General features: G+C 56.0%; 14 protein-coding genes and 1 pseudogene. 3 read left to right on the top strand and 12 right to left on the bottom strand.

The window, feature by feature from the left end:
* Positions 1-3 precede the first annotated feature (3 nt).
* Positions 4-1119, bottom strand: a complete 1116-nt coding sequence (locus MICA_RS10685; RefSeq protein ID WP_014103769.1) for a hypothetical protein — start codon at positions 1117-1119, stop codon at positions 4-6.
* Between the two features lie 154 nt (positions 1120-1273).
* Here MICA_RS10685 and MICA_RS10680 point away from each other — a divergent pair, with 154 nt between their 5' ends.
* Complete coding sequence (locus MICA_RS10680; RefSeq protein ID WP_014103768.1) at positions 1274-2143, top strand: peptidoglycan-binding domain-containing protein; 870 nt, start codon at positions 1274-1276, stop codon at positions 2141-2143.
* Here the strand turns inward: MICA_RS10680 and MICA_RS10675 are convergent.
* The 8 genes and pseudogenes from MICA_RS10675 to MICA_RS10635 all read right to left on the bottom strand — a co-directional run bounded on the left by MICA_RS10675 (position 2140) and on the right by MICA_RS10635 (position 8249).
* Positions 2140-2586 carry a GNAT family N-acetyltransferase gene (locus MICA_RS10675; protein ID WP_014103767.1) on the bottom strand — a complete coding sequence of 149 codons (447 nt, stop codon included), beginning with the start codon at positions 2584-2586 and terminating at the stop codon, positions 2140-2142. The two genes, MICA_RS10680 and MICA_RS10675, sit on opposite strands and share 4 nt — an antisense overlap.
* A gap of 274 nt (positions 2587-2860) precedes the next feature.
* Entirely contained in the window at positions 2861-3952 is a 1092-nt protein-coding gene (gene pheS, locus MICA_RS10665; RefSeq protein ID WP_014103766.1) for a phenylalanine--tRNA ligase subunit alpha, read from the bottom strand.
* Positions 3953-4048: 96 nt separating this feature from the next.
* Positions 4049-5107, bottom strand: a complete 1059-nt coding sequence (locus MICA_RS10660) for a hypothetical protein (protein ID WP_014103765.1) — start codon at positions 5105-5107, stop codon at positions 4049-4051.
* Positions 5108-5221: 114 nt separating this feature from the next.
* Entirely contained in the window at positions 5222-5599 is a 378-nt protein-coding gene (gene rplT, locus MICA_RS10655) for a 50S ribosomal protein L20 (protein WP_014103764.1), read from the bottom strand.
* Between the two features lie 71 nt (positions 5600-5670).
* A pseudogene (gene rpmI, locus MICA_RS12480) lies at positions 5671-5862 on the bottom strand (50S ribosomal protein L35); the annotation flags it as partial.
* A gap of 149 nt (positions 5863-6011) precedes the next feature.
* The gene (locus MICA_RS10645) at positions 6012-6854 is read right to left on the bottom strand and encodes an alpha/beta hydrolase (protein ID WP_014103762.1); all 843 of its coding nucleotides are present in this window, start codon (positions 6852-6854) and stop codon (positions 6012-6014) included.
* 122 nt (positions 6855-6976) lie between these two features.
* Positions 6977-7579, bottom strand: a complete 603-nt coding sequence (gpt, locus tag MICA_RS10640) for a xanthine phosphoribosyltransferase (RefSeq protein ID WP_014103761.1) — start codon at positions 7577-7579, stop codon at positions 6977-6979.
* Between the two features lie 100 nt (positions 7580-7679).
* Complete coding sequence (locus MICA_RS10635; RefSeq protein WP_014103760.1) at positions 7680-8249, bottom strand: DUF4864 domain-containing protein; 570 nt, start codon at positions 8247-8249, stop codon at positions 7680-7682.
* Positions 8250-8400: 151 nt separating this feature from the next.
* Between MICA_RS10635 and MICA_RS10630 the strand changes: the two genes are divergently transcribed.
* The gene (locus MICA_RS10630) at positions 8401-9171 is read left to right on the top strand and encodes a DUF1223 domain-containing protein (RefSeq protein ID WP_236619899.1); all 771 of its coding nucleotides are present in this window, start codon (positions 8401-8403) and stop codon (positions 9169-9171) included.
* 18 nt (positions 9172-9189) lie between these two features.
* On the top strand, positions 9190-9975 hold the full coding sequence (locus tag MICA_RS10625) for an ion transporter (RefSeq protein WP_014103757.1): 786 nt from the start codon (positions 9190-9192) through the stop codon (positions 9973-9975).
* An 8-nt stretch (positions 9976-9983) separates the two neighbouring features.
* Here MICA_RS10625 and polA read toward each other — a convergent pair whose 3' ends face one another.
* From polA to MICA_RS10610, 3 genes are all read right to left on the bottom strand, one after another.
* Positions 9984-12812, bottom strand: a complete 2829-nt coding sequence (gene polA / locus MICA_RS10620; RefSeq protein WP_014103756.1) for a DNA polymerase I — start codon at positions 12810-12812, stop codon at positions 9984-9986.
* 48 nt (positions 12813-12860) lie between these two features.
* Positions 12861-14342 carry a TraB/GumN family protein gene (locus MICA_RS10615; protein WP_014103755.1) on the bottom strand — a complete coding sequence of 494 codons (1482 nt, stop codon included), beginning with the start codon at positions 14340-14342 and terminating at the stop codon, positions 12861-12863.
* A 205-nt stretch (positions 14343-14547) separates the two neighbouring features.
* Complete coding sequence (locus MICA_RS10610; RefSeq protein ID WP_014103754.1) at positions 14548-15807, bottom strand: MFS transporter; 1260 nt, start codon at positions 15805-15807, stop codon at positions 14548-14550.
* Between the last annotated feature and the right edge of the window lie 145 nt (positions 15808-15952).

The following is a 15952-nucleotide window of genomic DNA, read 5'->3' as shown; positions in this document are numbered from 1 at the left end:
CCTTTATGTTCCAAAGCCAGGGGCGGCGGTGGGTTTTTGGGATGCGAACTCTGTTTGCTCCTGGATTGTGGCGGGCATATGCACGGCGGCTTTTTGCAGGTCGGCATGATAATCGGGTGATAATTCTTCGGTGGCGCTCAAATATTGATCAATCAGTTTTTTCTGCATCGGTTCTGCGTCAAATGTGCCCTGATGGTTCATTTGTTTCAGAACGTTGAAAAACAGACCCGGTGTTTCGTCCATATGGGCGATGGATTCCGTATAGGTCTGGCCGCTATGTGATGCGTAATGCTGGACAACTTTTTGTGCGATATCGACGGCATCACCGGAAATGCTGGGCGGAATATGGTCGTGATGATCCGTCTGCGAATGATCGTGATCATGTTTATCATCAATATAAATGCCGGTGGCATGGTCGAAATCCATCTTGGAAAAAATGGTAATGGATCGCGCCTGTGTGATTGTTTTGGACATGACGTCATACATCTCGGGGCGCTGTGTTTCATTGAAATGACGGCGCAGGTCGTCCAGCCCGGCACGGTCGGCGCTGACTTCGCGCTGGAATGTCGTTCCCTCACGATTGACGCAGTGGTCCATTTCGTGGGCCAGGATGAAGCGGGCCCAATCCTGATCCGTTCCGGGCAAATTGTCGGGCAATTTTTCTTCCGGTACGCCGGACAGCAAGTTCACGGTGTAACGGGCGGTCATTTCCTCGGTTGGCAGCATGATGACGCAGACATGCCGCGACGGATCATCGTCACGCGGCATGGCATGCGCGACGGGCGATGCCGATGTATGGGCCTGATACAGCATCAGCATATAGGTTTGGTCCTGGTTGTTCACGGGGGCGGTGTCGCCGGTGAAGCTGGTGGCGTTGTTGTGGTATTCGTCAATTGTGGTCAGGGGCAAAACGCGGCTGCCGAAAAGGATGTTTTCGCGAACGGAATATTCATCCTGTAAAACGCGCCCATCCATAATCAGGACGTCCATATTGATCCGGTGGGGCAGGGATTCGGGGTTGATTCCCGCATCGCGCAGATGCGCGCGCGCCGCCGGCGGGGCATAAAGACGCACGGGGTCGGTGGCTGGCTCTGGCTTATCGGCGGTCATGGACGTCATAAAACTCTACTCTGGCCCTTTCTGATCTGCCCCGATCTTATGCAAAAAACGTTAAACAAGGCTTTATCGGCTCCATATTTTACGGAAAATTAGGGTTTTTTGCGTAAGGTGTGACCACGAGCACGTGCGTATCTGAATGCAAAGGGGGCCGATCATGGCGGGGCCGAATCAACAGGATCAAGAGTTTAACGTCGGCGAAGCCCAAGGGCTGATGCGCATGCTGGGCCTTGATACGGGTCCGGTGGACAATGATCTGGGACCGAAAACGACCGCTGCGCTGGATGCCTATCGCGCCCAACACAATATTCCCGATGGGACCAGCATGAACGATGTCATGGCCCATATGCGCGAACAGGTGCAAACCGATCCCAAAGTGATTGCCAATATGACCAGCGCCCTGCGTGACGGGGCCAACGGGCAGATGGATGTGAATGATGCCCGGGCCATTCAACATGTTCTGAATGCCCATGGGGCGGATTTGAAAGTGGACGGGATTGTGGGGCCGTTGACGGAAGGGGCGTTGCTGGATCAGGTCGGCCTGTTGGCCCCGTCACCGGACATTGACCCGCAACAGCAGGTGGCCTCCGCAGCGCCTGCGTCTGCGCCGTCTTATGATTTACCGCCCGCCGAACCCGCGCCGCCTGTGGTGGATGCGGGTGGGTCCTATGACATTCCGGTCGAAAGCACACCGCCGATGGTGGATGTGACAAATGTGGCCCCGGCTGTGACCGAGATGGCTGCGGCTCCGGCCATGAATGAAGGGGTGTTCACAGCCGACCCGGCCCCGGCCGCGCCAGCGATGAACCAGGAATCTGTTCGCAATTACGAACGCGGCACGGCCAGCCCCAGCTTTAATCACGGTGCATCGCATGGCGGGGCGTATGATAATGGCGTTCGCGTCCGTGGTCCGGGTTACGATATGAACAGTAATGGCGGCTTCCGCATCAACACACCGCAAGGCGGCATCAGTAACAGCGGCTTCCGGATCAATATTGGTGGGGTTCGCATGAATATGCGGTTCTAGCTGAGTGGCAGAACGTGCAGTGAGAAATCCAGCTTGATGCCAATGTCGCGGTACAATGATTGTGCTGCGGCATTTTTTTCTTCGGCCAGCCAGTATAGACGGGTCCATCCCGCCGCCTGACCCAAGGCGGCCAGTTGGATCACCAATTCCCGGCCCACGCCACGGCGGCGGGCAGAGGGATCAACGAACAAATCCTGCATGTAACAGGCATATTTCACACTGCCCGTCGTCGGATGCAGGATGAAATGACAGATGCCAACAATCGGCCCGCCTTTTTCAAGCCGGGCGCACAGGCCATGAACAGGGAAGGTCGGGTCGCAGATGCGCGCCCATGTGCTGGCGGTGACGTCGGGCGTGACCGTGCCCTCCATATTCGCCTGCCACAACGGCAACCACCCATCGTAATCGTCTTTATTCAGCGGTGCGATGATGGGTGCGGTCATGGGTCGTTATCCTTTAAAGGGGACAGTCTATCATCCCAGCCTCTTTATCGTCATCCCTGCCTTGTGCGGGGATCCGGAAAAGGCTGGGATAAGATTGGGGTTGTGGCTCCGGATCCCCGCACAAGGCGGGGATGACGGGAGGGGGTGGGTGGATGATTGTCTTATGGTCCTCTCTGGGCATCCCCGTGAAAACGGGATCCATGCGATGTGTGGAGAATGCGTCATGGATTCCCGCTTACGCGGGAATGCTGATGGTGAGGGGTAAGCTTTACCGTTAATCCGTGGCGCGGTTCGGGCGGTTCAGTGGATCGAAACCGTAATGCTCCAGCCAACGAACATCGCTTTCAAAGAAGGTGCGCAGATCGGGGATGCCGTATTTCAACATTGCCATACGTTCAATCCCCATACCGAAGGCAAAGCCCTGATATTCATCCGGATCGATGCCACAGTTTTTCAGCACGTTCGGGTGCACCATGCCGCATCCGCCAATTTCCAGCCAGCTGTCGCCGGCACCAATTTTCAAGCCACCATCCTTGCGGGAACAGCCAATATCCACTTCCGCGCTTGGTTCTGTGAACGGGAAGAAGCTGGGGCGGAAACGCAGCGGCAGATCATCAATGTTGAAATAGGCACGCACGAAATCCAGCAGGCACCCTTTCAGGTGGCCCATATTGGTGGATTTGTCGATCACCAGACCTTCGCACTGATGGAACATCGGTGTGTGGGTCATGTCGTAATCGGAGCGGTACGTGCGGCCCATCACGATCATACGGATCGGCGGTTTTTGTTTCATCATCGTGCGCACCTGCACGGTGGATGTATGGGTGCGCAGCAACTTCTTCGCCGCCTCACCCACTGCATCCGGATCATCCGGCAGATAGAACGTATCGTGCATTTCGCGCGCCGGGTGGCCGGGCGGGAAATTCAGGGCGGTGAAATTGTGGAAATCGTCTTCGATATCCGGGCCTTCGTTAATCACAAATCCCATATCGGCGAAGATGGCGGCGATTTCGTCCATCGTCTGGCTGATCGGGTGGATGTGGCCCTTGCGTTCAGGCCGCGGGGACAAGGTGATGTCGATGGTTTCGGCGGCCAGTTTCTGGTCCATCGCCTGTTTTTTCAGGGCGGCATCCTGCCGCGCGATCAGGTCGGCGATCTCGTCCTTCAGCACGTTCAGGGCCGCCCCGGTTTCCTTGCGCTCATCCGGGGTCATGGTGCCCAGATTTTTCATCAGCGCGGTGATGCGTCCGTTTTTCCCCAGCGCGGCCACACGCGCGGCGTCCAGCGCGGCCAGATCGGTGGCTTGTTCCACCATCTGGGTCAATTCGGTTTTCAGGGTGGCAATATTGCTGGTCATATCGGTCATATCGCTGTCAAAGGGTCCGGATCACGTCAAAATACGTCCCGTTTTTATCATTCCGGCGGCAAAAAACAAAGGGCTCGGTACGAAAACGGGTCGTTTTTATGCGTCTGGGCGCGGTGCCGGGGCTGTTTTTACGGCTTTGGCGGGTGCGGCCTGTGGCGTGGTGAAGAATTCATACGCATCCCGGTTGGCTTCCAGCACGATGCGCACATCCGGGGACAGCCTGGCATCCGGGTTGGATAGAATGGCGGTAATGGCCGCATGGCGCAGGGGTGCCATGATCATGTCGAAACTGTCCTGACGGTTGTTGTGGGCATAGGTGCGCAAAACGTGGGCGGCCTCGTGATGGGCCTGGCTGGCCCGTTCCAGGGGCAGGGCGGGGCCATCTAAAAAATCATGCGCCAGTGTCGGACCCATGATGTATTCCTTAATGGCCACGGCCTCTTCGTTTTGATCGTCCTGATCAGGGTAGGCGATATGGTTTTCCATGGCGTTCAGCACGCGCATGAAAATCAAGGACCGCACCACCGCCGGATCGCCGCCATCGTCCAGATATGCGCGCATGCTTTGCCTGTCAGCTTTATATTCAGCCTCAGCCCCATGTTTCAGGCCATCGCGGCAATGCACGGCTTCGTGATACAGGAACAGGCGGCGATATTCCGCCAACGTGCCGGGGAAATATTCAATTTTTGTTGGGGCATGAATAGGCAGCAGAGCGCCCCGTATCGTGTCCATGGTCAGGCGATCAGACGGGGTGAAAATGGTGCATTGAATCCACGGCCCGCGCAGTCTCATCGTGGCGACGCTGAGCATGCTGTTCGGCCCGACCAGATATTGTGGAGGCTGGAAACCGAAAAATTCGTAGTAGTGCCCCACCGTTCCTTCGGCCAAACGTTCATAAAGCTCGGGATTGGTTTGCGTGATGGCGTAGGATTTGGCCGCGCGTTGTTCGGGGAACAGAATGGTCAGATGGCTGCCCGCCAGATCGCGCAGCGTGTGTTTACGCGCATCAATAGTGCGCACCAGATGGTCTGTCTGGTCCCCGGTCGGGGCGATGATCAACGGGCCGGACAGGTTGAAACCAATCCACCCCAACCCGGCATACGCAAACGCCCGGCGCACGCGCCCCATTTTTTTAAATGAATCCATCGGCCACATGGGGCCAGCCCTTCTCTACTTTTTCTTTTAGGCGTATCAGGGGGATGGGGGCGGGGCAAGCAAAAAGCCCCGGAAAAAATCCGGGGCTTTTTATTCGTTCAAGGCGCTTTGAAATTAAGCGGCTTTTTTGCCAGCTTTTGCCAGAGCATCGGCGGCTTGTTTCGCGATGATCGCGAAATCGGCCGGGGCCATGGCGGCGATGTCGGCCAGAACCTTGCGGTCCAGCTCGATACCAGCCAGTTTCAAACCGTTCATGAAAACGGAGTACGTCATGCCGTGTTCGCGGGCACCGGCGTTGATACGCATGATCCACAGGCTGCGGAAATTGCGTTTCTTCGCGCGACGGTCGCGGTACGCGTACTGACCAGCTTTTTCAGCCGATTGACGTGCGGTTTTCAGGCAATTGCGACGACGGCCATAGTGACCTTTCGTTGCGGCAAATACCTTTTTCTTTTTGGACTTTGTGTTCGGTCCGGCGGTAACGCGTGCCATTATTGACCTCCCTCAGCTTTTTTCGGGTTGCGCTTCGGACGCACTGCGCGTGTCAGCTTTTTCAGGCTGTACGGCATGTGGAAGGTCAGCGTGTTCACACCGTCCGCTTTGAACATCGTCAGAATCTTGCGTGCTTTACGCTTCATCTGTTTCGGTTTGTTCATTTGCATGTGGCGCATTTTGGCAGGTTTAAATTTAACCTTGCCCGAGGCGGTTACGCGAAAACGTTTTTTCGCACCGCTCTTGGTCTTCATCTTCGGCATTTTCCTCTCCTTTTTCAGGGGGTTACAACGTGCGGGGGCAAGGCATGCCGAATTCCAGGGCCAGCCCTCGCGTTACGAACGGCTATATAGACGCCCATCGGACGGAAAATCAAGCAGAATCCATAAGAAATTGGTGCGGGGGCTGGCTTTTAGGCGGGTTGGGACAGGGATTTGAGGAATCCCAGGATTTCTTTTGCCATAATGTTTCTGGCGTGGGTGGTTTTCAGCCCCTGGTCGCCATCGGCATATCCGGTGATCTCCAGCCGCCCGGCGGTTTTACTGCCCGCCTTGGGGCCTGCGGTTCCGGTGCGGAACGCGGCTTGGACCAGATCGACCTGAACATTCTGGACCCCCGGAACCTTGCCCGGGTCGGACCACAGGTCGGATTCACCGTAATGGATTTGTGTTGGGGTGGTGATCCGGCTCAGCAATTTTTGCAATTTATAATCCCGCACCTGCCGCATGAAGGGCAGGCCCAGTTCGGCATTCTCCACCGCGACATGGTCGAAGCCGGCAATTTCCGCCATGGCAATCTGTTCGGTCAATGGGGCCAGCCAGCTTTTTCCCGGATCAAAAATCGGCCACAGGAACACCAGCCCCGCAATGTGATCACGCCACGCATCGGTCAGGGCGGTGAGGGTGTTGAGCGCCCCCAGCCCCTCGGCCACAATCACGATGCGGTTGAATTTCATGTTATCCCGCGCCCATTTCAGGATGGACAGTAAATCTTCGAACGCGGTTTCCAGTGTGTAAAATTGGGATCGTTTGCTGCTGTCACCGCAGCCACGAAAATCGAAACGCAAACTGTCGTATCCATTCACGTTCAGTTGCGCGCTTAACTGCCCCAGGACATCGCCAAAATTTTTGCGGTCGCCGGGGAACCCGTGGACCAGAATGACCAAGATATCGGATGGCGTTTTTGTCTTCGCCGGATCGTGGATCGCGGTGACCCAGTCCTGTTTTCCAATCGGTATTTGAAAGGGCTCGGTCATGCTTGCGGGGGTTCCGTTGGTTTGCGGTGCCCTCCCCCAGAGGGGGAGGGATAGGGTGGGGGATATGCGCTTAGATGGATACGCTTGATCCCCTCCCCCTGCCCCTCCCTATGGGAGGGGGGTTAAGCGCGGCGGGCTTTTTGTTCAGCGATCGGGGCGCTGTATTGCATGGTCAAATCCCATGGGAAGTGCAACCATGTGTCCTGGCTGATTTCCGTGACGTATGTGTCGCATGTCGGCTTGCCCTTCGGCTTGGCATAGACCGCGGCGAAATGCGCATCGGGCAACATGGTGCGGGCGATTTTGAAGGTGTTGCCGCTATCGACCAGATCGTCGATGACCAGCCAACCTTTGCCCGTGCCGACACCTTGCGGCAGCTTCAGAACATCGGCCTTGCGTTGGTTGGTGTGGTCATAGCTGGCGATGCCCAGCGTTTCGACCAGGCGCACATCCAGTTCACGGGCAACGATACAGGCTGGAACCAAACCGCCGCGCGTAATCGCGATAATGCCAACCCATTTTTTGGGCATATCCAGACGCCAGGCCAGCGCCTTGGAATCTTCGTGGAAGCGATCCCATGAAATAAACAAATCGCGGTGTGCAGGGGCGGTGGCTTTCTTCGTGCTTTTTTTAGCGGCGCTCTTTTTTGGGGCGGCCTTCTTCACGGTTTTTTTGGGGGCGGCTTTTTTTGCGGGGGTTTTCTTCGCTTTGGTTGCGGTGGCCATAATGTCTGCTCAATCCTGTTGGGTGCGGGGTGATTCAACGGATGTTCGTTTTACCCCATTTGGTATGAAAAAAACAGGCTTTTGGCCGCTGGTGCGGGTTTCAGGCGGCGGGGCCGTTGCGGTCCAGCACGGTGATGGCGTCAATCAGCCACGCTCCGTCCACCTGGGCTTTCAGCCGGATGATGGCGGTCACGGGTTTATGGTCACTGCCAACCATCCGCACCTGTTGCAGGACAATGCCGCCGGGCAGGATGGCACGATCCATCAATGCAACGGCGCGGTGGCTGTAGACAGGCCAGTATTCCATGCGCACGTGGCCCAGCAGGCGGGCGGGATCAATCGCCTTGCGGCTTGTATCTTGCTGGGCCAGATTTTCGCGGAAATCGCGGGTCATAATGGCGGCGCATTGCGTCACGTTGCGCATGCGAATGGCGCTAAAGGCGGTTTCAATCGCGGCCTGAATGGTGGCGTCATCCGGTGTGCGGTTCGGGCTGTAACGCGGCGGGGCCATGACAGCAACGCGGTGCAGCGTGACGTCGTTCATTTGCGGAGGACCGATGAAGGGGCGGCTGGCGGCATCGCTGTCCATGGCCAGAAACAGGCTGACCACTGTGGCGGCCGCGATCAGGAAGCAACGGAATATGTGAATCGGGGTTTTAGGGTGCCACATTGCACATGCTCCACGGAGAGCGGCCCTGAAAACGGTGATCGGCCACATTCTCTGTCCGGCGGATTGTTTTTCCGCCTCGCGCGGGTCATAGTGTGATCGAATAAAGATGATCAAACGGCAATGACTTGCAGGCGGGATACAGTTCCATTTTATGCCCAGACACATTAACCATCTTTTAACGGCTTTGATTTGCCTGTGTTTTTGCGGGGTTACGCACACGATCGCACGTGCGGAACCGGTGGTGCCCGCCGTTCCGGCGGTTGAGGTGGCGGCCGAAGCTGTGCCCGATCGCATGGGGCATGGCATCGTTTTTCTGGAGCTGTTCACATCCGAACAATGTCCGTTCTGCCCGGAAGCGGAGCGCAATTTCCGTGACCTGCTGGGGCAGGATGGCGTGATGGGGTTCACCTGTTCCGTTGATTATTTCTCCACCGGAACCGATCCGCTGGCGCGTCCCTTCTGCACCGCGCGGCAGGATTTTTATATGGACCGGATCAAAACGGGTCCGCGTTATACACCGCAACTGATTTTAAACGGTGTGTCGCACATGTCAGGCCACAAGATCCAAGACGTGGCCGTTGCGTTGAAGGGCGCACAACAAAATCCGGCAACGCGGTTGAATATTGTGGCCGGATCAACGCCGGGGCAGTTTGACATTATCCTGCCCGCCATGACCCGTGCGGCAGAGGCCAAGCCGTATATGCTGCGTATTGCATTGGTGAAAAAGCAGATGGATGACACCAAGGCCCCGCATACGAACCAGATCCGCCAATTGATCAATGGCGGGGATTGGAACGGGTCCGCGACCGCGTGGACAATCACGCCGCCGGCGGATCCCGATGCGGACGCGTTTATTGTCTTTGTTCAAGACCCGGACACAGGCCGGATTGTCGCCGCCGGGACGAATGGTCTCTCGCGTTAAGTCTTGTAAAGGTTCCTCATGCTTGAAAAAATCGTTTCATCCCGGATATTCAACCGTTTCATCGTCACGGTGATTTTGGTCAATGCGGTGATGCTGGGCATGGAAACCAGCGATTCCATTATGGCGGCGCACGGGCCGTTGCTGCATGCGCTGGACCGGGTTGTGATCGGCATTTTTGTGGTCGAGCTGGCGATGAAGCTGACTTTATGGCGTGGTTCATTTTTCCGCAATGGCTGGAACGTGTTCGACTTTGCGGTTGTGGCCATATCGCTGATGCCGATGATTTCGATGTTCTCGGTTTTGCGGGTGTTTCGTGTTTTTCGTGTTTTCCGTTTGATTTCCGTCGTGCCGCAAATGCGCCGCGTGGTGTCGTCGCTGTTCCGCGCCATTCCGGGTATGGCGTCGATCCTGGCGGTTCTGCTGGTCGTGTTTTATGTCGCTGCGGTCATGGCGACGCAAATTTTTGGCCATACGGACGACCCTGTGATGGAGGATTTGTTCGGGTCCATCGGGGATTCCATGTACACATTGTTCCAGCTGATGACGCTGGAGGGGTGGTCGGCGGATATTGCGGAACCCACTATGGTGCATTATCCGTGGTCGTGGGCCTTCTTCGTGGTGTTTATCGTGGTGACGACCTTTGCGGTTTTGAACCTGTTTATCGGCATTATTGTTGATGCCATGAACATGATCCATGATGAGGAAGATATCGCAAACCATCATCAGGTCGCGCGGCAGGAGGATATCGATTCCCTGCGGGCCGATATTGCGGAATTAAAGGCGCTTCTGCAAAAACGCGATTAAGGGGCTGTTTAATGGGCGGTGGCCCAATTTTTGCCCCATCCGGCTTCGGCGGATAATGGCACGTCGATATGGGCAACCGATTCCATCACATGCTTGACCAAAGCGGCGGTTTGTTCGATTTCGGCTTCCGGTACTTCGAACACCAATTCGTCATGCACCTGCAACAACATGCGCGCGGATAATCCGGCCTGTTTCAATGCATGGGGCATGCGAGCCATGGCCAGTTTCATGATGTCGGCGGCGGTGCCCTGCAATGGGGCGTTAATGGCCTGACGTTCGGCAAAGGCGCGCCATGCGCCGTTCTTGGCATTGATATTGTTGATCACGCATTTGCGGCCATAGACGGTTTTGATAAATCCGTTTTTGCGGGCCTCGTCCTTCTTCGCTTCCATGTAATCCTGAATTTCACGGAAACGGGTCAAATATTTGCGAATGAATTCATTGGCCTCGCCGGGTTCGCACCCCAATTGCTTGGCCAACCCCCACCCGCTGATGCCATAGATGATGCCGAAATTGACGGCCTTGGCCGCGCGTCGCAATTCCGGCGTCACTTGATCCAACGGCACGCCAAAAACCTGCGATGCGGTCAGGGCGTGAATGTCGACCTTGTCGATAAAAGCCTGTTTCAATGCCTTTACATCGGCCAGCGCCGCGGCCAGCCGCAATTCCACTTGGGAATAATCGACGGACAGTAACACGTGGCCATCTTCGGCGATGAAGGCTTCACGAATGCGGCGGCCTTCGTCCGTGCGGATCGGAATGTTTTGCAGATTTGGGTCGGATGATGACAGGCGGCCCGTATTGGTCCCCGCCAGCGAAAACGACGTGTGCACGCGGCCCGTTTTCGGGTTGATGTCGTTCTGCAAGGCGTCGGTGTATGTGGATTTCAGTTTGGCCAGCTGGCGCCATTCCAAAACCTTCTCAACGATCTCAATCCCTTGTGCGGCTAAATCCTCCAACACGTCGGCGGCGGTGGACCAGTCGCCGGTTTTGGTCTTGCTGCCGCCCTGTAAGCCCATTTCGTCGAACAGGACGACGCCCAGTTGTTTCGGCGACGCCACGTTAAATTCGTGACCGGCCAGTTTATGGATTGCGCTTTCCAGCGTGGCCAGTTTCATGCCGAATTCATGGCTCATCTGTTTCAATACGGTGGTGTCGACCTTGATCCCCGTGCGTTCCATCTCGGCAATGACGGGGACAATCGCGCGTTCGATATCTTCATACACGCTGACCATTTTTTCCTGTGCCAGACGTGGTTTCAAAATGCGGTGCAGGCGCAGCGTGACATCGGCATCTTCCGCCGCGTAATCCAGTGCCTTGGCAATATCCACGCGGTCGAACGTGACCTGATTTTTTCCGGTTCCGGCGACATCGTTATATTTAATCGTTTCATGCCCCAGCATCAGGGTGGACAGTTCATCCATCCCATGGCCGTGTTCGGTGCCATCCAGAACGTAGGACAGCAGCATCGTGTCATCGACGGGCGTAACGTTGATGCCGATGCCGGCAAACATCTGCAGATCATATTTAATGTTGTGGCCGATTTTCAGAACAGATTCATCTTCCAGCAGTGGTTTCAGCACCGCGATGACATCTTTCAGGGGCAATTGCGGGATGGTGGTATCACCCCCACCCAGCAAATCCACCTGTCCCTTGTGCCCCACGGGGATATAGGCGGCCTGCCCCGGCGTAATCGCCATGGATATGCCGACCAGATCGGCCATCGCCGGGGTCAGGTTGGTGGTTTCGGTATCAACCGCAACCATGCCCGCTGCGCGGGCCTGATCCGCCCAATCTTGTAACGTTTTAATGTCGTTGATTAGGGTGTAGACGTTTTCGCTGATGGGTGTGTCACCCTTTGTGGCATTCCCGCGAAGGCGGGAATCCATGGATGGGCCGGTCTGGATTCCCGCTTTCGCGGGAATGCTATCAGGGGAGGAAGGGGCATCGTGCTTCAGTCCCAAACGAGAAATCACAGATTTAAACCCCTGTTCGGCCAGAAACGCGACCAATGTTGGGCTGTGCAGATCGCGGGCGCGCATATCCTCAAACGCAACCGGAACCGGGGCGTGGTCGTCCAGTTGGACCAGACGGCGTGAAATGCGGGCTTTCTCTGCGTTCTCGATCAGGGCCTCGCGGCGCTTGGGTTGTTTGATATCACCGGCGCGGGCCAGCAATTCATCCAGCGATCCATATTCGTTGATTAATTGCGCGGCGGTTTTAATGCCGATGCCAGGCACGCCGGGCACGTTGTCGGACGGATCGCCCGCCAGTGATTGCACATCGACAACTTTGTCCGGGGTGACGCCGAATTTTTCAAACGCGTCTTCGGGGCCCATGAATTTCGCCTTCATCGGGTCGAAGATGCGCACACCATCGGTCAGAAGCTGCATCAAATCCTTGTCACTGCTGACGATGGTGACGGTTTTACCCTGTTCGCGGGCCATACGGGTATAGGTGGCGATCAGATCGTCCGCCTCAAACCCCTCCATCTCCAACGCGGGAATGCCGAACGCTTTGGTCGCCTCGCGGATCAAGCCGAATTGCGGTTTTAAATCCTCCGGCGTTTCATCGCGGTTGGCTTTGTATTCCGGATAAATGTCGTAGCGGAAATTCTGGCGCGCGGCATCGAAGATGACGGCGATAAACGGCGCATGCATATCGGCCAGCAATTTCGTCATCATATTGACGAAGCCCAAAACGGCCCCCACAGGCACGCCGTGCGGGTTGGTCAAATTCTGGGGCAGGGCGTAATAGGCGCGGAAAATATATCCGGACCCGTCCACCAGAAAGATTTCGTTATTATCGGTTACGTTTTGTGCGTTTGCCTGTGCCATGGGATGAACAATGGCGCAGGATTGTGATCAAGTCCAGAGGGCTGACGGTTATTGTCCCAAACTGGCCAGATCCAGCGTCAATTGATGCTTGGTCACGGGTTTGAAATACAAATTGGGACCCATCGGTTCAAAGGTCAGGGTGTTGTCGACCAGCGAGACCTTGAACGAATCCATCCGCCCCGCGGCCCAGAATTGCAGAATGCGGGGTTTGTCGCCAACCAGCTGGTCCAGCGCCAGCGGAATATCCAGCGTGGATGTTTTGGTCGGGCTGCCGCAATCATCCTGTTTTTCCTTCGGATATTGGGTGATGTAATACGGGCCGGTGTAAATGGTCATGGAATCCTGTTCCGGAATAATCATGTGCAGCATCGGTGATACACGACCGCAGAAATGATAAGCCACCGGCGTGGTTAATCGCACCACCACCTCGTCCACGCGATTAGTCTTGGAGGGTAGCAGGCTCATCGTGACCGCTTTGGGCATGATTTTTCCTTCACCATACAGTGGAGGATAGAAAGATTTATTGCTGAACGATGTTTCCGGTTCATTGGTGTCGTATACGCGTTCCGGTGTATAGCCACGTTCGATCAACATGCGCAAAACGCTGTCCGGTCCGGCGAAATGGGCGGAGCCGATAACGATGAAATCATCCCCTGATCCGTTCAGTTCGCGGATAATCGCATCCGTGATGCGTATATTCCGTTCCGGCATCATGGCGCTGTACAGTCCAGGCATTTTCCGGCGCATGTCGCCATTGGCCAGTTCATCCTGTGTTGGTAAATCGCCGTTCAGCCACGCTTTTTGCAGAGAGTCGATTTTATGGTCGCTTTTTTCCGCTGTTTCTTCCAGCAGGCGGTCAACGGTATAGGTCAGGTAATCCATCTGGTCCGCATCGGGCAGGTTGGAAAACAGCAAATAATGGTCGCGGATTGGTTCGATGGCCTTGCGCGGGATGCCAAGGGCACTGGTCTCCAGAATATATTCAACGCCACCCGTAATTTTACGGCGTTTGTATTTCTGGGTTTTGTCTGTTTCCTTGTGGTTGTTCTGCATTTTCGCGCCATAAAATTCCGCGCTTAAGGCATCGGCGGCCAGCCAGGGTTTCATGCGGTCCAGATCGGTCCATTGCAGGCCGCTCTCGGCCATCAATTTTTCCATTTTTTCCCGTTGTTCCGGGGTCAGGCGGCGGGACAGGCTGGTGCCTGTGTCAAACGAGCTTAGAGCCTGTTCCCGGCGCAAAGACGGATCAAGCATGTTGGTGTAGGTGGATTCCAGCCACAGCGTATCTGATTTCGCCAGCGCTTCGTTAAACAGCGGTGTACGCCATTTCATGTGCTTTTCAATTTTATGGGCGGACCCAAACATATAAATCGTTGAATCCTGATCGCGCAGAACGAACATCGCCGGTTGCGGCGGATATGCGGGATCGGGTTTGTACAGATGTTCGGCCGGGTCCTTGGCGTGGGCTGCGCCGCTGGTGATCAGCGCGCAGAGGGCGGCGCTCAGGCAAGCTATTTTGAAACCACGCATGAAATAAAATCCCCGGTCTTGAAAAAGGCGATTGGAAGCAGGAGAGAAGAAAAAGAGAAGGGCCGGGGTGGACAGCCCCAGCCCTTAAAAAATCGTACGCATGGTTATTTTATACAACGTAGGCGTTAAAGCGAAGTTAAACTGCAATTTCAAATATTTACATAATGTGATGACAGGGTGGGGCGTTGGTTGGTGCGGACCGGATTTACGCCGTTTTTGCGGGCACGCTGTCCTCGATAAAATCCAGATCGACGTTGCAGGTCTCCCGCATGCCCCACAATGCGGCGGCGGCGATGGCGTAGGTGGCGAGGCCCACAATCATGGCCGCACTGACCACGCCCAGATCGGGTTTCAGCATGACGAACGCGGAGATGACCAACGCCCCTGTGCCGCGCACGAAATTGGGCACCGATGTCGCCACGGTGGCGCGCAGATTGGTGCCGAATTGTTCAGCGGCAGAGGTCAGCATCAACACCCAGAACCCCATCGAAAACCCGATGGCGAAACAGAAGGCGTAGTAGGTGGTCGGGCTGATGCCGTTCAAATTCAGGAAGATGATGGTCAGGATCGTGCCCAGCCCCATGAACAGACCGATCACTTTTTTCCGGCTGTGCAGACGTTGGCTCAAAATCCCACTGACCCCATCGCCGACGGTTAAACCCAGATAACACAGCGGCAACGCGGTTGCGACAGACAGCGGCCCGGTTACATTCATCGCCGCGCCAATTTCCGGGGCGAACGTAATCAACACCGCTACCACGAACCATGGTGGCGTGCCAACCAGAATACAGGCGATATAACGCTTCATCCGGCTGGCGGAGGTGAGGAGCATTTTCAAATCCCCGCGCTTGATCGTGTCATCATCGCGGACAGTTTTGAACATTTTGGAATCAGACAACGATACGCGCAGCAGCAGCAGCGCCAGCCCCATCACCCCACCAACGATATAGGCGGTTTCCCACGGCAACATATGTCCGGTGAACCCGGCGGCCACGCCGCCCATCACGCCGACCGTAGCGACGATGGTGGTGCCGTATCCGCGCAAATGACGCGGCATCATTTCACTGACCAACGTAATGCCCGCGCCGATTTCCCCGGCCAAACCAATCCCGGCCAGCAGGCGGCACAGCGCATATTGCGGAATATCGGTGACAAAAGCATTGGCAATGTTGGCCAGCGAATAAAGCAGGATGGACCCGAACAAAACCTGTTTCCGGCCGACGCGGTCACCCATCACACCCCAGATCAACCCGCCAATCAAAAACCCGATCAATTGCATGTTGAGCAGAAGCGCGCCGCTGTCGGTCAGGGAGTCCCCGGACAGGCCAAGGTCCTTCAGGCTGGCGACGCGCAACACGCTGAACAGAACCAGATCATACACATCGACAAAATATCCGAGCGCCGCGACAAAAATCGCCAGCGTCAACATGCGGTCGCTTTTCAGCGTGGTCCATAATTCGCCCATGGTGTTTCCCTTCGTTCATTCCTGCGCGTCATTCCGGCTTTTGCCGGGGTGACGGGTTCTGTTGGACAAAAGGGTACGTGAGCATGGCGCAAAGGGCAATTGTCACCCGTGTTGCAGGTGCGCATGAAAAAGCCGCCCGGTGAAG

The organism is Micavibrio aeruginosavorus ARL-13 (assembly GCF_000226315.1).
Classification (GTDB): domain Bacteria; phylum Pseudomonadota; class Alphaproteobacteria; order Micavibrionales; family Micavibrionaceae; genus Micavibrio; species Micavibrio aeruginosavorus_B.
The sequence above is the reverse complement of the archived record's forward strand: the minus strand, read 5'-3'. Positions and strand labels throughout refer to the sequence as shown.